Source organism: Flavobacterium sp. A45 (assembly GCF_002001005.1).
GTDB lineage: Bacteria > Bacteroidota > Bacteroidia > Flavobacteriales > Flavobacteriaceae > Flavobacterium.
The window spans coordinates 16781-41368 of sequence record NZ_MUNX01000065.1 but is presented as its reverse complement, the minus strand read 5'-3'; the positions used below and the strand labels follow the sequence as shown (position 1 = coordinate 41368).

Sequence of the window (24588 nt, the reverse complement as noted above, 5' to 3'; positions counted from 1 at the left end):
GCTATTGTCATTGCAATTGAAATTTCTTTTCTTTACAATTCAAATCTAATCAAAATGACCAAACAGGAACGCGTAACATTTGTTATAAATACGTTAAATGAACTATATCCTACAATCCCGATTCCTCTAGACCATAAAGACCCATATACTTTGCTCATTGCGGTTTTACTTTCCGCCCAATGTACAGATGTACGAGTGAATCAAATTACGCCTTTACTTTTTGCCAAAGCGGACAATCCCTATGATATGGTTAAAATGTCAGTGGAAGAAATTAAGGAAATCATTCGTCCTTGCGGTTTATCACCTATGAAATCGAAAGGAATTCATGGTTTGTCACAAATTTTGATTGATAAACACAATGGGCAAGTACCGCAAAGTTTTGAATATCTGGAAGAATTGCCAGCAGTGGGACATAAAACTGCCAGTGTAGTAATGTCTCAAGCGTTTGATGTACCAGCGTTTCCAGTTGATACACACATTCACAGATTAATGTATAGATGGAATTTGACAAATGGCAAAAATGTAGTTCAAACCGAAAAAGATGCCAAACGCATTTTCCCCGAAGAATTATGGAATGATTTACACCTTCAGATTATTTGGTACGGACGTGAATATTCGCCCGCTAGAGGCTGGAATTTGGATAAAGACATTATCACTAAAACAATTGGTCGAAAATCAGTTTTGAGTGAATTTACCAAAAAGTGATTTGACCATAAATAATAAATTTCACTAATATCTTAAAAGAGAATAGTGAAATTTATTATTCAAGTCAGCATTATGAAACTTGAATTATCTTCTTATGAAGAAGCTAATTAATTGACAATAATTTCAAAAACCTTATCCTCTATTTTCACTATTTTTAATGCTTTAGAGTAGTTCTTTTCCATATGAAGTATAAATTTTATTTTATATTACAACGGAAGAATTATCCATTTATTATCAATTTGTTAAAACAATTTGATGTTTATCTATAATTTTTCGCAAATTCATTATAGCATATCGCATTCTGCCCAAAGCTGTATTGATGCTCACTCCGGTAGTTTCAGAAATTTCTTTAAAACTCATGTCTTGATACATGCGCATAATCAAAACTTCTTTTTGGTCTAAAGGTAGCTCCTCGACTAATCTACGAATATCAACCTCAACTTGATCGGCAATGATTTGGTTTTCAACTGTAAGGGAATCATCAGACATTATAGAAAAAATAGAAAATTCTTCAGTTTCTCTGAAGAGTGGCATTTTTTTTGATTTTCTATAAAAATCAATTATTAAATTGTGTGCAATTCTCATTATCCAAGGCAAAAACTTACCTTCTTCGTTATATGATTGAGTTTTCAAAGTTTTAATAACTTTGATGAAAGTATCTTGAAAGATGTCATTTGACACCTCTCTATCGGCTACTTTAGAATAGATGAATCCATAAATTTTAGATTCATGTCTTTTGATTAGTACAGCCAAGGCACTTTCGTCGCCTGCCATATAATCCTTTACTAATAAAGCATCTGATTTTTGTAAATTTGCCATAGCAATTCCTTTTTAGATTAGTTAGTTTTTGGGGAATCTTCTAAAAAGTAGTTCTATACTATAGGCTTACGAGGATATTTAGGTTAATTATTTGTCAAATTTAACAAATAATTATCAAAACTAGCAAGAAAAAAAATGATAAATGTTATTTTTTTCATTTCAAATCAATACTTGTGTGGTAAATATAATCTAAATACAAGAATAATAAACACTTGCAATACAGCGTTATACATAATTTATTCAATAAAAATAGAATATAAAAGGGTAAGAATAAATTATTCAACTACTATAAATTGCAGTAGACTATACCTACAAGGTCATAAAGACCTTGCAGGATGGAATACTTTATTTAAATCTTAACTCTTGTTTTATGTTTTACTGATAAACTTTAATATAATCGACAATAAATTCTTGTGGAAATACTGAATCATCAACTGCTGGTCCACCAAAATTGCCACCAATTGCCATATTAACCAAAAAATAAAAAGGTTTATTAAAAGGCCACGTATCTTCGTTTTTTACTGTTGGCTGGAAAGTATAAACCAAATCTTTATCAACAAAAAAATCGATTTTATCTGTAGTCCATTCTATTGCATAGAGATGAAACCCTTCTTCAATATTGCTTATCGCCGTTTTCTTGGTATTAATGGAGTTTCCGTGACTGTCTTGCGTATGCAAAGTTGTAAAAACCATATGAGGATCACGCCCTATGTATTCCAAAATATCAATTTCCCCACATTTTGGCCAACCCACTTCTTTAAAATTAGAGCCTAGCATCCAGAAAGCAGGCCACAAACCATGACCCAAAGGTAATTTGGCTCTAGCTTCAAGACGCCCATATTGAAATTCTTTTTTACTTTTGGTATTGATTCGGGTAGAAGTATATTTATCACCATCCTTTTTGGCGGTAATAATTAAATTTCCCTTTTCTATTCTATGATTTTGATCGGTGTACAACTGTCGCTCATTATTTCCCCAACCACAATTGGGACAACCATCACCAATTTCGATATTCCAAACTTTTTCATTTAAAGTTTCACCGTCGAAATTCTCTTCCCAAACCAATTTACGTTTGGTTTGTTGTCCGAATACAGTCCCGCATAAGAGCAAGATTATCATTAATTTATTCATGTTGTTTTATTTTACAAATTGAAAATCGCCTTTTAATGTCTCTACAGAATTCCCTCCTACAAATACTTTAAAATCTCCAGCTTCGGCTTCCCATTTAGAATTGGCTGTAAAAAACTCGATCGTTTTTTCATTAATAACAAAAGTGACCTTCTTAACTTCATCTGGTTGTAATTCAATCATTTCAAACCCTTTCAATTCCAAAACAGGTCGAGTAACACTTCCAATTAAATCTCTGATATACAATTGAACTACTTCTTTTCCAACTACTTTACTTGTGTTTTTTACTGAAACTGAAACTTCAATTTTACCATTTTTTGAAAAAGATTGAGATGATAATTTCAAATCTGAATACTCAAATTTTGAATAACTCAAACCAAAACCAAAAGGGTACAAAGGTGTATTTTTCTCGTCAATATAATGTGACCAAAAAACACTTTCAGGTTCATTCATCACTGGTCTTCCAGTATTTTTATGATTGTAATAAATAGGTATCTGAGCTACGTTTCGAGGAAAAGTCATAGGTAACTTTCCGCTTGGATTATAATCTCCATAGAGCACTTGAGCAATAGCGTTCCCACTTTGGGTTCCTAATTGCCAAGCCTCCACAATAGCAGGAATATGCTCTTCGGCCCAAGGAATTACTAAAGGACGTCCATTATTCAAAACCAAAACAATATTAGGATTCACTTTATATACAGCTTCTAACAATTCTTGTTGAACACCTGGTAACCCCAAATCAGTTCTGCTTCTACCCTCACCGGATTGCAAACCATATTCTCCTAAAACCATTATAACAACATCTGCATTTTTGGCGACAGTCAAAGCTTCCTCAAACCCAGATTTATCGGTTGTATTTATTTTGGTTTCGAATATAAATTTTGGCGATCCCAAAACAACATCAGCACCTTTAGCATACGTCAACTGATTGTTTTTATAGGCTTGTAATCCTTCTAAAACTGAAACTGCAGTATTATCATCGGCAGCAATTCTCCAACTCCCAAGCGGACTTGTTTTATCATTTGCCAACGCACCTATCAAAGCTAATTTTTGCCCCGACTTTTTTAAGGGCAATAACTCATTACTGTTTTTCAACAACACAATCGATTTTTTGGCCATATCCAAAACTTCCTTTTGGAATTCTGGTTTTCCAACAGTAGCCAACTCTCTTGCTTCATCACAGTATTTATATGGGTTTTCGAATAAACCCAATTCAAATTTAACTCTTAATATTCTTCGAACTGCATCATCAACAGTAGTTTCTTTTACTTTTCCTTCTCTAACCAATTGAGCTAAATAATCTACATAAGCGCTGGATTCCATATCCATATCCGAACCTGCATTTATAGCTAATTCAGCTGCATGCTTATCATTTTTAGCATATCCATGTGCTTTCATTTCTTGAATAGAACCCCAATCTGAAACTACAAAGCCTTTAAATTTCCAATCACCTTTCAGAATTTGTCTTTGCAAATAGGTATTTCCAGTAGCGGGAATTCCGTCGAGTTCATTAAAGGAATTCATAAATGTTCGAACTCCAGCATCCAAAGCAGCTTTAAAAGGAGGTAAAATAACATTCTGCAATGTGGATTCTCCCACATCTACTGTATTGTAATCTCTACCCGATTCGGCAAAAGCATACCCTGCAAAATGTTTGGCACAAGCCAAAATATTTTTATTTGAACTTAAATCACCCTGAAAGCCTTTGACACGGGCTTCGGCAATTCGGCTTCCTAAATAAGTATCTTCCCCTGCACCTTCCATCACACGTCCCCAACGCGCATCACGGGACACATCTACCATAGGGGCAAACGTCCAGTTTATCCCTACTGATGAAGCTTCATCAGCAGCCATCTCAGCAGATTTTCGAATAGCATCCAAATCCCAACTAGCCGATTCAGCAAGCGGTATTGGGCTAATGGTTTTATATCCATGAATGACATCAAAACCAAAAAGAAGTGGAATTCCCAATCGGGTTTGTTCTACCGCTATTTTTTGTAAAGCTCTTACGTCTTTTACTCCTTTTACATTCAGCATAGAGCCTACTAATCCTTTTTTGAGATCTTCATATTTCTTGGCTGCCAATCCTTCTTTTGGAGTAGGACCCGTTACATCCCAAAAACCATTGTATTGGTTAAGCTGTCCTACTTTTTCTTCAAGTGTCATTTTCTTCAAAAGTGTTTCTACTTTTTTATCCAAAGAAATGGCGTTTTTAGAATTTACTTGAGCTTGAACAGCCCCAACCACTAAGAATCCAACAGCTAAAAACAAATAGGATTTTCTAATTATTTGTATCATAACTTACAATTTAAAAAAATAAGAAGATTGAATAACATCCAATCTTCTTATTCCCAATTACTAATTCAAAAACTTATTGATACACTTTTACATAGTCAACCGTCATAGACGACTGAGTAAATGCCGGGTCAATTGCCCCTCCAAGATTTCCACCCATTGCCACATTTAAGATCATAAAGAAATTTTTGTGAAACGGTAAATTTGTATCTGAGTTATCAAAAGTGAAATATAATGCTCCGTCTAAATAAAAACGAATGGTTTTTGGAGACCAAATGGTTTTGTATATATGATATTCGGTATCGGCATTTGCAATTACAGTCGTTTTAACCTGTGCATTACCTCCTGAATTATTAGGATAATGTAAAGCTGATTGTGTTTGAGTAGGTTTTGATCCAACAAACTCCATAAAATCGATTTCTCCAATTTCTGGCCAAGTTCCAGCCGAAGCGCCAAGTGACCAAAAAGCAGGCCATGTTCCAGCACCTTTAGGCATTTTGGCTTTCATTTCGATTGTACCATATTTAAAATCATATAATCCTTGAGTTTTGATACGAGCCGAAGAATATTCTTTTCCGCCAGAAGCTTCTTTAATTGCAGTAATGATAAGGTTTCCACCTTCAACTTTTACGTTTTTAGCTGCATTAGTATAGTTTTGAGCTTCGTTATTTCCCCATCCATTTGAGCCTGTTCCTAAGTCGTAAGTCCATTTTGCAGGATCTGGTGCACCATCGGTATTGAACTCGTCAGACCAAACAAGGTTAGTATATACAGTATCGTCTGCAGCTGCTGGAGGCGATGTAGTAAAAATTTGATACCAAGCCAAATCGGGGTTGTTTGCTTGTACAAAGCGTACTTGCATACGGTTTTCGGTAATAGAAAGAATTTCATATTGAGTAGCTCCAGCATAATACCCCATAAAACCACCATCAGAGAAATTCATAACAGTACCTGTAGTTTGTTTGGCTGCTTCAGGATTTTTGGAAACCACAGAAGTTGAAGGTGCTAAAGCTACAATTTTAGTTCCCGCAGTACTGTATGGAAAACAAGCATCATCTCCACCATTGGTTCCTCCACCTACACTTTTGTATGAATTTTGGAAAAAAGTATTCCCTTTATTATCCTGTTTGTACTCAATTTTTCCATTTACCAATGCAAAGGTATAATCACCATCATAGAAACAAGTAGCTGCTTTTTCAAACGGAGCTGCTTGATACCAATTTGGGAAATAATTTTGAGTAATATCGCTACTATTAGGACCAACACCTAAATGTCCTTTTTCATTAGCTGCCAAATACCATTTTTTTCCAGTAGCAGTTCCTCCTGTAAGTAACATAGTAGATTCGTCATCGCTAAAATTACTCAAAACAGTCACATCAACAGTAGTATTAGAAATAATACCTCCTTTACCAGAAGCCACAATGGTAACCGTATAGGTATTTACCCCAACTGTAGTAAAAGCATGTTCAGCTATTCCGCCAGGAGCTGTTTCGGTAATGCCATCTCCATAAATGTATTTGTATGAAATGGCATTATCTGCAGTGGTCGTAAACTTTACTTTACCAGAACCGTCTCCATCTGGAGCTTGGCCGGTTTTTCCAACAACCTCAACAGTAACTTTGAGATTTGATGGAGCGTCTAATGCGCCAAAAGAGTAATTATCTTCTTGGCAATTCACCATTAGTAGTGCACTAAAAATGGCTATTATATTTAAAATTATTTTTTTCATTTTCCTTTTATTTTAATTAGTTATGAAAATATACATTATCGATATATACTGTATTACTTCCTGATGGAGCTCCTACATAAATAAGTTGTGCAATATGAGCTCTTGTAGTTAAACCTGTAAAATCACTCAAAGGAATATCAAGACTTACCCATGTATTTTGAGCTGGTGCATTAACTGTAATTTCATGCTCTTTGTCATCGCCACCTGCAAATTTTCCATCTGCTCCAAAATCAACCAATTTTACTTTGAAAGTGGTAAAATCTGAAGAATAAACATCGGTGTGAAAATGTGTCATTGCGGTAGCATCAATAGGTGTTGTAGTCGCTTCGATACCAACAAAATCCAAATTGATGTACTTTTTGGCATCATTTCCTCCTAGTACAACTTCTTCAAGAGTAGCATTAGACCATGAAGTTCTCCAAGTATCAACAGCAACATTTGTATAAGCATTACTAAACATCGAAATCACTTTTGAAGCTGCTACTGTAGGTGTAGGCGCTGCAGAAGGTCCTGAACTAGTCGCAGCTTGTTTATAAAAATAAATATTATCAATAAACACAGACCCTTTAGCCCAAGGTGTACCAACAAACTTCAATTGATGAATATCTGCCACAGTTAATCCTTGACTGGTAAATGCCGAAATTGGAATTTCGACAGCATTCCATTGTCCTGCTACAAGATCTTTCACAACAGGTTTTTCACCATTTGTTAAACTTATTAAAGAAGTTTCTAATTTTTGAACATCGGCCGTCCAAACATCCATGTGAATAAATTCCATTCCCGAAACATCAACAGCAGAACCAAATTGTATTCCTTGATAACTCAAGTTAATGTAATTCAACATTTTGTCCCCATTCAAATCAAATTCGGCCCAACTACTACCTTGACCACCTTGTCCCCAATCTGGGAAATAATTTGTACCCGCTACATCAGTATATTTGGAACTATAAATAGAGATTACATCGGCAGCTTGTCTATTTGGTGGTGTTGATGCTGAAGTAGCTGGTTTGTTAACAGCGGTTGCAGTAACATCTTGAGATTTTTCAGTTGTTTTAATTGCAGCACTTTTGGCTACTACACGAATAGTATAAACGCCAGAAGCTTGATAGGTATATGAAACAGATTCTCCTATGTTTGCCGAAATTGGATCTGGTTTTCCAGCTTCACCAAAATACACATCATAGAACAATGCATAATCGGCTTTGGCAGTTACAGTTACTTTATTTGAAACGGTCAAATCATTAGTAATTGTTACTACTAAATTTTCGGGTGCTTTAAATGAAACTACTACTTCTTGAATCACTTCGGTACGTTTACCGTTTAGAGTAGTACCTACAATTTTAGCTTGATACACCCCTTCTTTATAAACGTGGTCAACTGTCGCTCCTGGATTTACATATCCTGGTTCAACGGTACCGTCTCCATAGTAAATTTCATATCGAGAAACACCATCCCCTTTTGGTAAGAATGTTACTTTCCCGGTATTATCCTGCGTAACAGTCGTCAAAGCAGAAATATTTGTTGGAGCTGCAATTGAATCTATATCAACTGAGCTGCTGTCTTCTGCACAACCAATCATGATTGCCAGAACAAAAAGACTTATAATATATTGTATTTTTTTCATTTGTCGATAATTAATGTTTGTTCTTCGGTCAAATGTAATTCGCATATACTATTTGGTATTTACGACCAATTACAGGATATGCTCCTTTCATAATAATAGTTTTTAGTACCCTGGATTTTGATTCCAATTCCCATTAGAGAATTGAATTTCTTGAAGCGGAATTGGGAATAATTCATGTTTTCCTACGACAAATCCAGTAATAGCATTTGCAGCTTTACCTGTACGAACCAAATCGAAGAAACGGAAACCTTCTCCAACAAATTCTAAACGTCTTTCTTTTAAAATTGCATCTGTCAAAGCTGCACCTACTGATGTGATTCTGTGATTGGCATCACCAAAAGCACGATCTCTTACTTGATTTAAATACCCTTGAGCTTTGGTATCATTTATAGCGCCTCTATTTAAAGCTTCGGCAGCCATTAACAATACATCGGCATAACGAATGGCTCTGTAGTTATTTGGATTGGTTAAATTTAAATCCCCTGCAGCATTAGTAGTTCTTACTCTTGGCAAGTATTTTTGATTAAAATAACCTGTGTCCTCATTTCCTTTACCAAAAGTTGCGTTATTAGCAGCTGCCCATGCAGCAATATCAAGTAATGAAGCATTTAATCTAGAATCACCCACTTCAAAAGCATTGTATGTCTCTTTGGTTGGTATATTAAAACTAAATCCAGAAGTGTATTTAGGCCCAGTATAATTTCTAACGCCGCTGAATCCAACAGCAACATTTCCTTCGCTACATTGTAAACATCCAAATCCTGCACCTTCAACATCAGTATATTGTACTTCAAAAATGGATTCTTTACCGTTTTCGCCTTCCATTTCAAACTGAGAAGCATAATCAGAGACTAAAGAATATTTTGAAGAAACAATTACCTGTTCTAAGGCAGCAGCAGCTTGTGAATATTTATTTTGAAATAAATAAGCTTTACCTAATAATGCAAGAGCCGCTCCTTGAGTTGCTCTACCAGTTTCGCTAGCTGTAGGTGCTAAATTTTGTGAAGCATAAATCAAATCGGCTTCAATAGATGCGAATACTTCTTGAACTGAAGAACGTTTTACCGAAGTCTCATCCCCAGTTGTAAATCGTTTGTCTCCATTCATAGGAATTCCTCCAAACCATTTTACCAATTCAAAATGGTAGTAAGCTCTAAGAAAACGAGCTTCTGCAATTATTTGAGCTTTACCTTCAAAATCCGTTTTATCTTTAAATTCTAAAATGTAATTGGCTCTTTGCACTCCTGCAAACATCCAATCCCAAAGATTTTTCAAGTTGTCATTAACTGGCGTATGCGTCATGTCATCAATTTGCTGAAATCCAATCACATCAGTAGGACTTTCACCTCCTGCAAGAGTATTATCTGAAGCAATTTCTCCCATCAGAACATTGATGTAAGTTGATTGTAGCAAATCATAAGTAGCAATTAAAGCTTTGTCATAATCACTTTTAGAATTAAAGAAATTCTCAGAATCTATAGAATATTTTATATCGCGTTCTACAAATTCATCGTTACACGAAATAAAAACTGTAGAGAAAAGCGTTATACAAGTAACTGTAATAAATATATACTTTTTCATTTTTTACAAATTAAAAATTAATGTTTAAGCCCATTAAATACGTTCTAGGAATTGGATAAAAACCATAATCAATTCCAGCACCAATTGGAGCACCGCTTGAAGCACCAGGATCATATCCTTTGTATTCTGTAAAAGTGTATAAATTGTTTACTCCCATATACACTCTAAACTTAGTAATACCTGCTTTTGTTAAATGATTTGGATTTATGCTATAACCCAATTGAATATTTTGAATACGTAAGAAAGAGGCATCCTCTACAAAATAATCAGAGAAAACATTATTTGAAGTTGCACTAGTTGTTACTCTTGGTGCCGAATTACTTGTTCCTTCTCCCGTCCATCTGTCTAAAACGTAATCCAAACGATTTACATCAGTAAGTGATCTTTCATAATTACGTACCATATCGTTTCCATTAGAAGCAAATAAATAGGTAACAAAATCGAAATTTTTGTAACCAAACTGCATATTGAATCCCATTGTTGAAGCTGCAATTGGGCTACCAATATCAGTTCTATCTGAAGTATTAATTACACCATCATTATTCATATCTACATAACGAATATCACCTGCTTGTGCTTCAGCACCCAATGCTATTTGAGACGGAGCTGCATCAACTTCAGCTTGATTCTGGAAAATTCCGTTAGTTTTATATCCATAGAAATAACCTAAAGGTTTGCCAACTTGCATTCTACTTGGGGCTGGTTGTCCTACACCAAATGAACCTCCTTCTATAAAACCAGTTCCATTGTTTACTTCTGTAACTTCATTTTGCAAGAAAGTCACATTATACCCTAAACTCATTGTAAGTTCATTAGAAAAAGTAGTTTTGTAATCAATAGCAAACTCAATACCTGAATTTCTAACAGAACCTGCATTAATTGTTGGTGCACTAGCTCCAGGAGCAGCAGTTCCTAAAATTCCAGAAACGGGAATACTTGGTATTAATAAATCAGCTCTAGTATCAATAAAATAATCAGCAACAATATTTACTTTGTTATTGAACATTTTCAAATCAACACCAACGTCAAATTTTTGTGCTTCTTCCCATTTCAAATCAGGGTTTGGTATTTGACCTGTAGCTAATCCTTGTGTTATCGCATTATTGAAAATATAAGTCGCTTCTCCATTTAATTGAGAAACATATCCGTTGTTAGGAATTTGATCGTTACCAAGAACACCATAACTTCCTCTTAATTTCAAGAAATTCACAGTACCTTCATTACCTCCGAAGAAACTTTCATCTGAAATAACCCAACCTGCAGTTAATGACGGAAAATAACCAATTCTATTGTTTGGTCCAAACTTGGTAGAAGAATCACGTCTTAACATAGCTGATAAAAGGTATTTTCCTTTGAAATCATATTGCGCTCTTGCAAAATAGGACAATCTTCTTTCGTCATACACATAAGAAGAGTTTGGAGCAACTGTAGGTAAACCTACTGCCAAACTAATATCTGCATAGTCCCATGAATTGTAAGGAACATCAAAACCTGTAGCATACAATCCATTTCCATATTCTTTGAATACAGTAGTTCCTAAAACACCTACTACATTATGTTCACCAATTTTCTTAGTATAGGTTCCATAAACATCAACAGAATAGTTATTATCAAACTGTGCTCCTTGTGTAACTGAACTTCTATTTACATCAAAAACTTTACCGCCATAAGAAATTTGTTTTGCAAAGGTTTTTGATTGACCACTTTGAGAATTATACCCTAAAGTTCCTGACAAAACAAAAGAATCGGTAAGTTTATAATCCAACCCAATGTTTCCATTTATTTTTTTTAACTCATAATCATTATATGTATTTTCAATTTGAGCCAATGGATTGATAATCTCTATTCCTAAACCTGGAGTACTTGGTACTAAAGTATAATTACCGTTTGCATCATAAGGAGCAAGAGTAGACGGAACGTTTAATGCATTGAATAAAACAGATCCTAACCCGTTATCATTTATAGTTTTTCTTGATTGTAACGTATAAATAATATTTGTTTTCATTTTTAATTTATCAGATACATCAGCGCTTAAAGCTATTCTTCCTGTGTTTCTTTCAAAACCAGATTTGTCTCCACCAATAATACCTTCTTGATCTAAATGAGATGCACTTACAGCATAGGATATATTTTCAGACCCACCAGAGATTGACAAATCATAAGAAATGATTGGAGCTTGGTTAAGAATTTCTTTTTGCCAATTAGTACCTTTTCCCAATCCAGAAACATTTGGAAAAGGCAAAGAATTTCCACCATTTGCATAACTTTCATTTAACATTAATGCATATTCAGTTGCACTCAAAGTTGGTAATATTCTACTTGCTTCTTGAATACCTGTTTGAGTATTAAATGAAATTTTAGCTTTAGAATTTCTTTTACCTGTTTTTGTAGTTACAAGTATGATACCATTAGCTCCAATAGTTCCATATATTGCAGCCTGAGCATCTTTTAAAACGGTCAAAGATTCAATATCACTTGGATTTAGTGTACTTAAATCTCCTTGATACCCATCAATAATTGCAATTGGTTTGTTCTCTCCATTTGTAGAAATACCACGAATACGAACACTAATATCGGCTCCTGGTGCTCCACCTACTGTAGTTACATTTACACCCGCAACAGTTCCTTGTAAGGCTTGTTCAATTTTAACAGGCTTTAATTCTTCGATGGTTTTACTACTCACCACACTTACAGCTCCCGTTACATTTTTCTTTTTTACACTTCCGTATCCAATTACAACAACCTCATTAAGTGTTTTTGCTTCATCTTCTAATAGAATCGTAATGTTTGAATCGGCAGCAGTTAATTTATATTCCCTCGATTTAAAACCTACATAGGTAAAAACTAAAGTAGCCTCTGTTGCGATTCCTTTTAGCAAAAACTTACCATCAAAATCGGTAGAGAATGTGTTTCCAGTATTCTTGTCCAAGATGTTAACTCCATAAAGAGGTAAACCTGTACTTCGTTCTTTTACTGTTCCTGCTATATCCTTCTTTTGGGCAAAACCAAAAGCTGAAAAAAGCAAAAAGATTATTAATAAATGATTTGACTTCATAATTAGTATGTTTAAGTTAGTGAGTTTCAAAATTATCAAGAATACCAAATGAATTAATAAAATTAACCTCAACAAAAAACATACAATTCAAAAAAAAACTCTTTTTTTTATCAATATCTCATAAAAACTCAACGACTATAACGAATTTAAAAAAAACTATTTTGAGACAGAACCATAAAAAAACCACAACTATCACGTTAATGTTGTGGTAATGTATAGGTGATTTTATGAAAATCCCAATTGACCTATACCTCCATGATATACTCTACAAGCCCTTGATCATGCAACAATTCCATTTTTTTACGCAAACGATATCTTTTGATCTCCACACTTCGTACTGATATATTAAACAAGGGAGCTACTTCCTTGGAAGAAAGATTCAATCTAAGATAAGCACAGAGTCGCAAATCGTTTGGAGTTAAGGTAGGATGCAATTGTTTTATCCGTTTCAAAAAGTCTTTATCTGCATTATCAAAAGCTTCTTTAAAAACGCTCCAGGAATCTTCTTCAGTAATATTTTTATTAATCGTGCTGATTACCGATTTGACATTACTTGTTCCATTTTCGGATGTTTTTTTCAAATCTTCTTTTATGAAAGCTAATAATTCATTCTTGCTGTTCAAACTCATAGTCGAAACTGCCAACTCTCTGTTTTTGGAATCCACATCTTGCGAAAGTTGCTCGTTTCTCAATTTCATTAACTGTTGCTCATTTTCCAGCTCTTGTATTTCTAACAATAAATTATTTTCCTCAATTAGTTTTTCTCTTTGTTTTCTATAATAATTCAAATAGGCTTTGTTTATAAAATGTGCCAGAATCAGAAATGAAATGAAATATATAAAAATGGCTAAATTAGTATTGTACCAAGGCTTCAAAACCGTAAACCCATAAACAGCAGTATTTTGCAATGTAGCATTTGCAAACTTAGCCCTCACTTTAAACTTATAATCCCCAGGAGGAAGATTTTTAAAACTGACAGCTGTCTTAGAACTCCAATCGCTCCAATCCTCTTGAAAACCCTCTAAAGAATATTGATACTCAGCGTTGATGTATTTGTTATACTCAGGAACCGTATAACCAAAAGTGATGTTATTCTCATCGTATTCTAAAAAACCTTCTTCATTTATTGCACTATTTACGGCTCCCTCATTTAATTTATTGGCAGCAACATTAGTTATTGAAACTATATAACTTTTAAAACTCAAATCATTTATATTCATTGTATAAAAACCATCTGTAGTTCCTATAAGATACTCCGAATTGGATATTTGAGTGATATTTTCAAAACCGAGCATCGAATTGGTCAACGAAGCAGGAATTGGAATTACATTTTTCTTAAGCTGATTGCTCAATTTGCTCAACGAAAAATAATGAATGTAATTTTTAGAAAACAACCAAAACTTATTGGAATTGTCTACAATCAATTTTCCTGATGTATATTCGTCTTTTTCAAAAACAGAGCTCAGTAAATTATCCTTCTCAAATTCTTTTGTTTTAGGATTTAATTTAAAGATTCCTTCTTTGTATGCATAATAAATCGAGTTATTGAATTGTATTAAACTAGCATTTTTTCCTTTTTTTGGAGAAGAATAAGCACTAAACGGACTCGCTTTTCGCAATTTGCTATCCACTTGAAATCTAAAAACTCCTTGATTTTCATGACTTACATAAACATCCAAGTCATTCGTGACTGCAAAATACCGAGAAGAATAATCAAATCCTTTTATTTTATTTTTAAAAACCCATTGATTGTTCACTTTTTCCAATACTGACACACCATAATAATTCCCTTGCAACAAAAGGTTTTCTTGATAAGGAACTCTTTCAAATTTCCAGGTTCCAGACTGCAAAAAAATACTTTTAGCGAATGCATTTTCTATAACAAAAGTTCCCGAATCGTGACCACAAAACAAGGTGCCTTGATATTCAAACAAAGACCAAACCTGTCCTTTGGTACCAACAATAAACTTAAAATCCCCTTCGGTATTATAGTTTTTGTAAAAAAGCCCTTGATTAGTTCCTACATACAATTTTCCATTGTACAATTTAGAAGTATAGACTGTTCCCAAAGCCCCTGTGTCATCAGTAAAACTTTTAATTGGCGACTGTAAATTGATACAATTAATACCATTATCGAGTCCCACCCAAAGATTATTGTCCACATCTTCAAATAAAGATAAAGCCGTATTATTGCTCAAACCTTTACTTTGAGAAATATGGTGTTTCAATTTACCTTCTTTGTTCAAAATAAAAACACCATTGGAAACCGTTCCAACAGCATAACTTCCATCCGAAAGTATTAAACTACTGTAAACACTACTCGTTTCTATTTGAGAATCGGCTTCAGTAACAAATTTTGACACCGTCGAACCTACTAATTTGTAGAATCCATTCAATTGAGTTTGAATGAGCAGTCCTTCATTTATGGCAAAAACATTAATAATTCTATTATTTTTCAAAATTGGATTACTTGAAACCAAATGTGCCTTCCCACTTTGTAATTCAAACAGTCCTTCATTTACAGTTTGAAAATAAATAGACGATTTGGTACTATACGATTTAGTGATAATACTCCTAGGTACGATTATCTTGAATTCATTTGATTTTGTATTATAAATATATATACGATTCAAAGATTGAAAAATCACCCATTGGTCGTAATTCAAAACATTCCAAAACTCCTCATCATTCAGAATCTTGTTTTTTATGGTTTTACTAAGTGAAGTGTACTTCAATCGGCCATTGGATTGCCGTGCCCAAAAACCAAACTCCATATAACAACCCGTATAAATGCGATCATTAATTACTTTTACGGATCGAATAATGGTTTCATTTGGCGAAGGATACAATTGCCAATTTGAGCCATTGAATTCTAGGAGTCCATCATTATTTGCTGAAAAAATAAAATGGTCTTGAGATTGTGCAATCATCCAATTTTGATTTCCAGCACTATATAAATTTGGCGGATACTTAATAATTGGAGGTAGCTCTTGCGAAAAAACTACATTGGCTATAAAAAGTAACAGGAAAGTAAATTTTGTTTTCAAATGAAATGTGGTATTTAGATTAGAGGAACTAATAAAAAAGGATACATAAGTAAGTCGAAAGTTTTAAAATCGTAAAGTTAAAAGGCTAATTATAAAACAAACCAATTAAAAATCAAATGATTGCTAACTTTTATACAATTTAAAAATACGACATTATAGCGTTTTTATTGTTTAATAAAAAATAATAATTTGGCACTAACTAGATTATTATCAAATACAAATCACAAAACAAAAATAGACTAAAAAACCAATTTTTGAATATAATTCTTTAGGCAATCTCACATCAAAATTGAGTACTTTTGTGAAAATTCATTTTTAGTATGTCAATTGATATTTCCACACTCGACCCGAAGAAAAACATTATCATAAAAGGTGCACAGGTACATAATTTAAAAAATGTAGATGTTGCCATTCCCAGAAATAAACTTGTCGTTATCACAGGGCTTTCCGGCTCAGGGAAATCAAGTTTGGCTTTCGATACTTTGTATGCCGAAGGACAGCGCCGTTATGTGGAAAGTTTATCTTCCTATGCCAGACAATTCTTGGGAAGATTGGATAAGCCAAAAGTAGAATACATTAAAGGAATTGCTCCTGCCATTGCCATAGAGCAAAAAGTTAACACTACCAATGCTCGTTCTACAGTAGGCACCTCAACCGAAATATACGATTATATCAAATTATTATTTGCCCGAATTGGAAGAACTTATTCTCCTATTTCGGGACAAGAAGTTAAAAAAAACACCGTTACCGATGTAGTTACCGAAGTTAAAAAATTTGACCTAGACAGCAAATGGCTACTCCTCGCCCCTATTCATCTTGAAGAAGGAAGACAATTGGAAGACAAACTAAAAGTCTTATTACAGCAAGGATTTGCAAGGATTTTGGTTAATAATGAAATGATTCGTCTAGATGATTTCACCCCTGCGGAACAACACACTTTAGACCATAAAGATATTTTACTGATAATTGACAGAATTGTCGTCAAAGATGAAGAAGAATTCTACAATCGACTATCGGATGCTGTGCAAACAGCTTTTTTTGAAGGAAAAGGAATTTGCTATTTACAGGAATTAAATTCGGATAAAAGATTTTCATTTTCCAATAATTTTGAATTGGATAGCATTACTTTTCTAGAACCCAATGTTCATTTATTCAGTTTCAACAATCCATATGGCGCTTGTCCTGTTTGTGAAGGCTACGGAAACATCATAGGTATTGATGCTGAATTGGTAGTTCCAAACACTTCACTTTCTGTTTTTGAAAATGCCATATTTCCTTGGCGTGGCGAAAGCATGGGCTGGTTTCGAGACGAGTTGGTAAACCATGCCTATAAATTTGATTTTCCTATCCACAAACCGTTCTTCCAACTTACTGAAGAACAAAAAGACTTGATTTGGACTGGAAATAAGTATTTTCAAGGACTGAATGACTTTTTCAAAGAACTCGAAGAGAAAAATTATAAGATTCAAAACAGAGTGATGCTTTCACGTTATAGAGGTAAAACCAAATGCCATGTTTGTAGAGGAAAACGTTTGAGAATTGAAGCTTCATATGTAAAAATAAATGGTAAAACCGTTTCTGATTTAGTGGATTTACCTATTAAACATTTGGTCGAGTTTTTCAATAACATTGATTTAGATGAATATGAAAAACAAATTGCCAAACGATTATTAATCGAAATCAATAATCGATTATCATTTTTAACTGAAGTAGGATTGAATTATTTGACCCTAAACAGAAATTCATCAACTCTTTCCGGAGGAGAATCCCAACGTATTAATTTGGCAACTTCATTAGGCAGTAGCCTTGTGGGTTCTATGTACATTCTGGATGAGCCTAGTATTGGTTTACACCCAAAAGACACAGAACGCCTGATTAAAGTTTTATTGTCATTACGTGACCTTGGTAATACCGTAATCGTAGTGGAGCATGATGAAGACATTATGAAAGCCGCTGATATGATTATCGATATAGGTCCAGAAGCAGGAACGTTGGGAGGAAATTTAGTGGCTCAAGGCACTTATGACGAAATCCTCAAATCAAGTTCTTTAACCGCTAAATATTTGAACGGTGACCTTGAAATAACAGTTCCAAAAAAGAGAAGACCTTTTAAAAACTTCATTGAAATAAAAGGCGCAAGAGAAAACAATCTGCAAAATATTGACGTCACTTTTCCACTTGATGTCCTAACAGTAATTACAGGAGTATCAGGTAGCGGAAAAAGTACACTTGTCAAAAAAATTCTTTTTCCAGCCATGCAGAAAAAATTGGATAATGCTGGAGAAAAAGCGGGGCAATTTAGTGAGCTTTCTGGTTCTTTTTCTCAAATAAAACACATTGAATACGTAGATCAAAATCCTATTGGTAGAAGTTCACGTTCCAATCCAGTAACTTATATCAAAGCCTATGATGACATTCGAGAATTATATGCCAAAGAAAAGCTTTCTAAAGTAAGAGGTTATCAAGCCAAGCATTTCTCTTTTAATGTTGATGGTGGAAGATGCGAAACCTGCAAAGGGGAAGGATCCATAAATGTCGAAATGGTTTTCATGGCCGATGTGCAATTGCCTTGTGAAACCTGCAATGGAAAACGTTTTAAAAAAGAAGTTTTAGAAGTCGCTTTTGATGGAAAAAACATTCACGACATTCTAACAATGACCATCGATGATTCCATTATTTTCTTTGAAAAAAACAAGCAAGCAAAAATCATCCAAAAACTACAACCACTGCAAGATGTCGGTCTTGGATATGTACAATTAGGACAATCGTCATCGACACTTTCCGGCGGGGAAGCTCAACGTATAAAACTAGCTTCTTTTTTGGTAAAAGGAACTATCAAGGAAAAAGCACTGTTTGTTTTTGACGAACCTACAACAGGATTGCATTTTCATGACATTAAAAAACTAATGGCTTCCTTTGATGCTTTAATCGAAAAAGGGCATTCTATACTTGTAATAGAACACAATCTTGATTTAATAAAATGTGCTGATTGGGTTATTGACTTAGGACCTGAAGGAGGCGAAAATGGAGGTTTATTACTTGCAGTGGGAACTCCGGAAGAAATTGTAAAAAACAAAAAATCAATTACGGCAAAATATTTAAAAGAAAAATTATAAAAAAGCATCTAACCTTTTATCCAACAAAAAAGCCACTCACAATTAATAATTTGTGGTGGCTTTTCATGCAATATCCCTTTATATATTAATTTTAGAAGAATTGTTTGTTATTTTCAATCAATCCAAAATCTAAAAGCAATCTAATATTTTGCCACAGATTTACAGATTTTTTTCTAATTCAATTCTATAATTTTCAAAAACGAAGTACGTCCCAGTCAATCTGTGGCAATCTATTAGCGATTCTAAGACAAAAAGGATTAACCCAAATAACATTTTTCTTCAAAAATTGTACCTTCCTCATCAATTGCTATCAATACTTTCTTATCCTTGGAGGCAACTTGTGTTAAATACAACCAAGGCAAAGACCACATCCCTAATGTTGCACAGCAAACTAAAAAATTTAGACTGTGATTTATTTTTTTGCCTTCTTTATATAAAATGGTAAAAGGCAATTTATCATTTCTCTCTACAACAACAAATCCATTTTGAATCTTATTCGAAATAATTTTTGTAAATAGATTTAATTTATCTTGATTAATAAAATGCTTTTTCATCTTCTGTGTATTAATTTAAATAAGTATTTAGACAAATATTTAAGAATAGCACAAATTTAAGCCACATAAAAGAACTCTACAATACCCACTTTTGGTGATATTGAAAAAAATATTTTATAAATACCTTATTTTTAGACACTTAAAAATGCCTTGCCAACAAAACTGCAAAAATACTCGTTGAACTGAATTTCAATAAAAAATAAACAATATTTAACCTACTAAATTTTTCAGATAAACTATACTAAAACAAGTCAATTTATCTAAAATAACTATTTTTCAACTTTTACGCTAAATGAAGAAGGCTTATACTCTTCATCCAGATAGTGCTTTGGAATAGTTGTTCTATTTCCATCTCGATGCGAATTATAATGCGGTGACATAATTTCAATCCCTGCTTCATTGAAACAATCCTGAATGTTTTGATGCAATTTTGAATAAATTAGAGGCTGTTGATTGGGTTGTTTGGTATAGGCATTTATTTCATAAGCGACATAGAAATCATCCAAACTGGTTTGCAAAACAAAAGGTTCTGGCATTTTTTCTAATAAATCGGTTCTTAAAGCGGCTTCCATCAGTGCTTTGTGAACATCATTCCACGGACAATCATAACCAATGGTAACTGTAGTATGTATCAATAACCCACTGTTATTTCCGAAAGTATTTGCAGAATAATTAATCGAAGAACTTGATAAAACAGTAGCATTTGGAATCGTAATATCTTCTTGTTTTGGAGTTCGAACACGAACAACCAATGAAGTTTTCTCAATAACAGTTCCGCTAACATCACCAATTTTTATAAAATCACCAATTTTAAAAGGGCGCATATACGTTATGACCAATCCCGCTATCATATTGGCAATCGCATTGGAAGAACCTAATGAAAATAATACTCCAACAAATACAGAAACCCCTTGAAATATTGGCGAATTGGATCCGGGTAAATATGGAAAAATAATGATTATCATAAAAGCATAAATCAAAACTTTTATGATGTTAAAAGTAGGCTTAGCCCAATCACTATAAAAACCCTCAATTTTAATTTGGCCCTTCTGAATCTCATCAACAAAAAACTTGATCGCTTTCAAAAGATAACGGAACAATGTTACGATTACCAATATTGAAATTAAATTGGGTAAGAAATCAAGAAACCCCATCAATGCAGTTTTGGCAGGAGAAAAAATCCATTTCAAAAGGGTGGTCGCATAGGCTTCCGTTTCTGGAAAAACACTAAAAATTGCTGGCAACGAAATATAAAATGTAAAAATTAAAACGACTATCCGAGCCAAGGATACAATCTTTAAAACAAATTCCAAATGTCTTTCTGGTGAAAAAACATAAGATTCTTTAATTTTTAATCCTGAAAAATACCTTTCCTGTCTTTTGATAAGAAAAAAACGAAGCCATCTAAACAATTTATTAATTGCAAATACGATTACAACTATTAAGCTAATCAACAATAGTACAAGTCCTATCCTTTTTAGCCAACTCTCAACATCATTATTTTCTTTTTGAAAAAGTACAGTCTTTTGTATAATAGCAAGGTTTTTTTGAGCCAAGTCAAAGTTACTGCTCCCAATTGTTTTCCCGTCCAAATCCGTAACAGACATGACAACAAAATCACTATTGTAAACAATATCAACACCGAAGTCAGATTTGCTTAGTTTCAATGAATCTTTCTTAAAAAAAGGGTCTTCATAAAGTAATACTATCCTACTGGTAATGGCATTAGCTCTATTCTCTGCATTAAAAGATCCAATTTTATTATAGACAAAAAACAAGGTATCTCTAAAAGGTGTTACAGGAAAGCCTTTTAAACTAGGAACATTTTGATGAGATACAGCACTTTCATTTTTAGTGCTGTCTGAGTTGGCAATGCTTTTTTTCGGTTGTGAAAATACCAATATTGAACATCCAAAAAACAAATAAAGTAGTGCAGTTTTAGAATTCATCATAGTCTAAAAGTTTTCCATTAATTCATAAAAAAGTTTCTAGCATTATTATAATATTAGAAACTATACTTACAAATATAAAAAAACTAAGCGACAAAATTTTAAATATATCAAACAGAGAAACTTATGGATTTAAGCCACAATTTAAACTATTTATTCTTCTTGATTTTTAAAAGAACTTTATCCAAAGTCTGATTAATCTCTGGTGAAACAACAAACTTATAATTAATATATACGTAGACAATAGTTACCAAAATTGATTTAAGACCAATAGCAATAATTGGATTTGTTGGAAACCTCCAAAAATAAAACAATAAAAACACAACTAAAGTTATTCCAATAGAATGCAATGTTTCTTTTGTAAATGGATACAAATTCATCCTTTTTACGACAAATAGCAATTTGGCAACACTATAACAGGTAATGGATAATAAAGTAGCAAATGCAGAACCAATAATCCCATATAAAGGAATAAATATCATATTCAGAATCACCGTCAAAACCACCAATCCAACTCCTAAAAACAATACGGCTCTATAATACTTAGAATTAAAAATAATCGCATTGTTATTCCCTAATATTAAATCAAAATATTTTGAAACTCCAATCATAAAAACAACCATAATTCCGCCACCATATTCTTTTGGCATCATTTCATACAGCTGATTGATATTTACAAAAATACAAAGCATCACAAATCCACCCACAATTTGTAAATTAATGGATGTTTTTTTATACAAATCATTCAACTGATCGTGTTTGTTTTCGTGCATCAATTTTGCAGTAATCGGATACACAATTTGATGCATTGCACGGCTTGGCACAGAAATAACCAACGCAATATATGTGGCAACTGAATAAAAAGCAATATTTCCAATCTCCATATATTGATTCAACATAATTTTATCTCCATCCAAAAGTAAATTAGCAACACTGCCCGATAAAATAATATAAGATGTATATTCTAAAATTCCTTTTACATTGTGAGGTATAGTAAATTGGAAAACAGGTTTTTTAATTCGGAATGCGTAAAACATCGTTACCAAAAAAGCAACAAAGTAAATACCTGCAGTCAAATAAATAAAATCAACTACTGTTATCCATTTAAAATAAATCCCTAAAAGAGCTATTAACGAAAATAATCGCAATCCCACTTCTTTTATAAAATTACCAAATACAGAATGCATGTGAACTCTTGCCCAAGCATAAAAAATTTCAAAATATGCCATACAGATTCCAATAAAAGGAATAAGCCAAATAAAATCTTTTACTATTGGATTCTTTTTGGTAACAAAAAAAGAAATCTCATCATAAAAAAACAAACCGATCAACATGATCAGAACGATTAACAAAATAGGAAATAATACAGTAAAAGATAAAAATTCATTTCGTTCTTTCTCTGTTTTACATTGGGAATAAAACTTAACCAATGTGTTTTGCATACCAATGGCAAACAAAGGCATTATTACATTAGCACAAGACAAAATATAATTAGACAATCCATAAAAAGTTTTACCTAAAATGGGAGGAAATAAAAAAAGGGTACTTATTCCTCCAATTCCAAAACCAATATAGGTAATTATTGTATTTTTTAAAGATTGATTTAATACTATGCCCATTAATAAGATTTTAAAATTTAAGGTTTAAAAGTTTAAAGTTGGAGCACCTTAAATCTTTGAATTAATTAATTGTGCCAGATCTTTGGTCAAATTCTTTCTGGAATATTTTTGCAAACCTACACCATAGGATTGTAATTTCCCTTCCAAAAATTGATTATAATAAGAAACAATCGTGTTTTTTAATTTTTCTTTTTCAGTATACTCAAAAAATACTCCTGTATTTGTTCCTGTAATAATTTCAGCAAAATCAGAATCTTTTGGGCCAATAGCAATAATTGGCCTATTAGAAACCATATATTCAAAAAGTTTTCCTGGAATAATGCTTTTCGTTTCTTCCGAATTTATTTCGATAAGCAACAAAACCTGAGAATTTCTTTGATGCTCCACTGCTTCAGAATGGGAAACATACCCTAGATTATTCAGATAAGAATCCAAATTAAACTGTGAAATCGTATCTAATACTTCTTGACTAACAGCCCCAATTAATTTTAATTCCAAATGCGATTTAAAATCTGGGATTTCTTTTAACAATTCAGTCAACGATTCCCATAATATAATTGGATTTCTTTCCGAAAGAAACGAACCTATATGAGCAAGACTAAATTTGCTATCCAAAACATTTTTTGTTGCTGGCTCTGTATCATAACCATTGGTAATAACAGTTATAGGCTTATTGGTTATTGCCTCAAATTCGGTTTTCGTCGTTTTACTGGTAACAATAATAGTATCAGCTGTATTCAAAACACGATATTCAAGTGCTTTGTGTTTTCTTTCGGCTCTAGTTGATAATCGTAATGATTTATGATAACCAATAGTTGTCCAAGGATCTCGAAAATCAGCAAACCAGGTTAGCTTCATTTTTTGTTTTAAAACCAGCCCAATCAAATGCAAACTATGTGGTGGCCCGGAAGTGATTATAGTATCTATATTATTTTCGGCTATGTATTTCTCCAAATAGGCAACCGATGGCTTTACCCAATAAACTCGTGCATCCGGAATAAACAAGTTTCCTCGAATCCACAATAATGACTTTTCAAGAAAAGTTTGCTTTTTCTGGTTTGGAATAATACCAGAACTAATCTTTTTGGTTTTATTTTTAGAAAAAAAAGAAGCCAATTGATAGGGTTCAAAAATTTTATGTTTCAAAATAATTGCTTTATCCGAAACTTCTTTTTCCAAATTCGTGTCAACTATTGGATAAGTTGGATTCTCCGGAATATAAACAATCGGCTGAATGTCAAAATCAGGTAAATATTTTACAAACTTAAGCCAACGCTGAACACCTGGACCTCCGGCAGGTGGCCAATAATACGTTATAATGAGGATTTTTTTTGAGTTCAAAATGGTAATTTATGAATTATGATTGT

14 protein-coding genes are annotated in these 24588 nt (G+C 33.2%); 2 read left to right on the top strand and 12 right to left on the bottom strand.

Annotated features, from left to right (window positions below):
- The first annotated feature begins 54 nt into the window (after nt 1-54).
- Complete coding sequence (gene nth / locus B0E44_RS06215) at nt 55-705, top strand: endonuclease III (protein ID WP_077372030.1); 651 nt, start codon at nt 55-57, stop codon at nt 703-705.
- Nucleotides 706-939: 234 nt separating this feature from the next.
- Here nth and B0E44_RS06210 read toward each other — a convergent pair whose 3' ends face one another.
- The 8 genes from B0E44_RS06210 to B0E44_RS06175 form a co-directional block, all read right to left on the bottom strand.
- Nucleotides 940-1524 carry an RNA polymerase sigma factor gene (locus B0E44_RS06210; RefSeq protein ID WP_077371636.1) on the bottom strand — a complete coding sequence of 195 codons (585 nt, stop codon included), beginning with the start codon at nt 1522-1524 and terminating at the stop codon, nt 940-942.
- A gap of 375 nt (nt 1525-1899) precedes the next feature.
- Nucleotides 1900-2655, bottom strand: a complete 756-nt coding sequence (locus tag B0E44_RS06205; protein WP_077371633.1) for a family 16 glycosylhydrolase — start codon at nt 2653-2655, stop codon at nt 1900-1902.
- A 6-nt stretch (nt 2656-2661) separates the two neighbouring features.
- Complete coding sequence (gene bglX / locus B0E44_RS06200; protein ID WP_077371630.1) at nt 2662-4950, bottom strand: beta-glucosidase BglX; 2289 nt, start codon at nt 4948-4950, stop codon at nt 2662-2664.
- A gap of 73 nt (nt 4951-5023) precedes the next feature.
- Entirely contained in the window at nt 5024-6676 is a 1653-nt protein-coding gene (locus B0E44_RS06195; protein ID WP_077371627.1) for a family 16 glycosylhydrolase, read from the bottom strand.
- Nucleotides 6677-6692: 16 nt separating this feature from the next.
- Nucleotides 6693-8300, bottom strand: coding sequence for a hypothetical protein (locus tag B0E44_RS06190; protein ID WP_254423260.1), 1608 nt, complete (start codon nt 8298-8300; stop codon nt 6693-6695).
- Between the two features lie 102 nt (nt 8301-8402).
- On the bottom strand, nt 8403-9881 hold the full coding sequence (locus tag B0E44_RS06185) for a RagB/SusD family nutrient uptake outer membrane protein (RefSeq protein ID WP_077371623.1): 1479 nt from the start codon (nt 9879-9881) through the stop codon (nt 8403-8405).
- Nucleotides 9882-9891: 10 nt separating this feature from the next.
- Nucleotides 9892-12936, bottom strand: coding sequence for a TonB-dependent receptor (locus B0E44_RS06180; protein WP_077371620.1), 3045 nt, complete (start codon nt 12934-12936; stop codon nt 9892-9894).
- A gap of 245 nt (nt 12937-13181) precedes the next feature.
- Nucleotides 13182-15983, bottom strand: a complete 2802-nt coding sequence (locus tag B0E44_RS06175; protein WP_077371617.1) for a triple tyrosine motif-containing protein — start codon at nt 15981-15983, stop codon at nt 13182-13184.
- A gap of 320 nt (nt 15984-16303) precedes the next feature.
- Between B0E44_RS06175 and uvrA the strand changes: the two genes are divergently transcribed.
- Complete coding sequence (uvrA, locus tag B0E44_RS06170; protein ID WP_077371614.1) at nt 16304-19099, top strand: excinuclease ABC subunit UvrA; 2796 nt, start codon at nt 16304-16306, stop codon at nt 19097-19099.
- Nucleotides 19100-19356: 257 nt separating this feature from the next.
- Here uvrA and B0E44_RS06165 read toward each other — a convergent pair whose 3' ends face one another.
- The 4 genes from B0E44_RS06165 to B0E44_RS06150 form a co-directional block, all read right to left on the bottom strand.
- Nucleotides 19357-19653 carry a hypothetical protein gene (locus B0E44_RS06165; RefSeq protein ID WP_077371611.1) on the bottom strand — a complete coding sequence of 99 codons (297 nt, stop codon included), beginning with the start codon at nt 19651-19653 and terminating at the stop codon, nt 19357-19359.
- A gap of 269 nt (nt 19654-19922) precedes the next feature.
- The gene (locus B0E44_RS06160; protein ID WP_254423259.1) at nt 19923-21605 is read right to left on the bottom strand and encodes a mechanosensitive ion channel family protein; all 1683 of its coding nucleotides are present in this window, start codon (nt 21603-21605) and stop codon (nt 19923-19925) included.
- 146 nt (nt 21606-21751) lie between these two features.
- A complete protein-coding gene (locus B0E44_RS06155; protein WP_077371607.1) occupies nt 21752-23221 on the bottom strand; it encodes an oligosaccharide flippase family protein in 1470 nt (489 codons plus the stop codon).
- Between the two features lie 48 nt (nt 23222-23269).
- Nucleotides 23270-24562 carry a glycosyltransferase family 4 protein gene (locus B0E44_RS06150; protein WP_077371604.1) on the bottom strand — a complete coding sequence of 431 codons (1293 nt, stop codon included), beginning with the start codon at nt 24560-24562 and terminating at the stop codon, nt 23270-23272.
- Nucleotides 24563-24588 lie beyond the last annotated feature (26 nt).

What these genes read in the sequence shown, in the direction of transcription:
- B0E44_RS06185 (WP_077371623.1), bottom strand. Translation starts at nt 9,881, where the DNA reads ATGAAAAAGTATATATTTATTACAGTTACTTGTATAACGCTTTTCTCT.
- B0E44_RS06205 (WP_077371633.1), bottom strand. Translation starts at nt 2,655, where the DNA reads ATGAATAAATTAATGATAATCTTGCTCTTATGCGGGACTGTATTCGGA.
- nth (WP_077372030.1), top strand. Translation starts at nt 55, where the DNA reads ATGACCAAACAGGAACGCGTAACATTTGTTATAAATACGTTAAATGAA.
- uvrA (WP_077371614.1), top strand. Translation starts at nt 16,304, where the DNA reads ATGTCAATTGATATTTCCACACTCGACCCGAAGAAAAACATTATCATA.
- B0E44_RS06165 (WP_077371611.1), bottom strand. Translation starts at nt 19,653, where the DNA reads ATGAAAAAGCATTTTATTAATCAAGATAAATTAAATCTATTTACAAAA.
- B0E44_RS06155 (WP_077371607.1), bottom strand. Translation starts at nt 23,221, where the DNA reads ATGGGCATAGTATTAAATCAATCTTTAAAAAATACAATAATTACCTAT.
- B0E44_RS06180 (WP_077371620.1), bottom strand. Translation starts at nt 12,936, where the DNA reads ATGAAGTCAAATCATTTATTAATAATCTTTTTGCTTTTTTCAGCTTTT.
- B0E44_RS06160 (WP_254423259.1), bottom strand. Translation starts at nt 21,605, where the DNA reads ATGATGAATTCTAAAACTGCACTACTTTATTTGTTTTTTGGATGTTCA.
- B0E44_RS06195 (WP_077371627.1), bottom strand. Translation starts at nt 6,676, where the DNA reads ATGAAAAAAATAATTTTAAATATAATAGCCATTTTTAGTGCACTACTA.
- B0E44_RS06190 (WP_254423260.1), bottom strand. Translation starts at nt 8,300, where the DNA reads ATGAAAAAAATACAATATATTATAAGTCTTTTTGTTCTGGCAATCATG.
- bglX (WP_077371630.1), bottom strand. Translation starts at nt 4,950, where the DNA reads ATGATACAAATAATTAGAAAATCCTATTTGTTTTTAGCTGTTGGATTC.
- B0E44_RS06210 (WP_077371636.1), bottom strand. Translation starts at nt 1,524, where the DNA reads ATGGCAAATTTACAAAAATCAGATGCTTTATTAGTAAAGGATTATATG.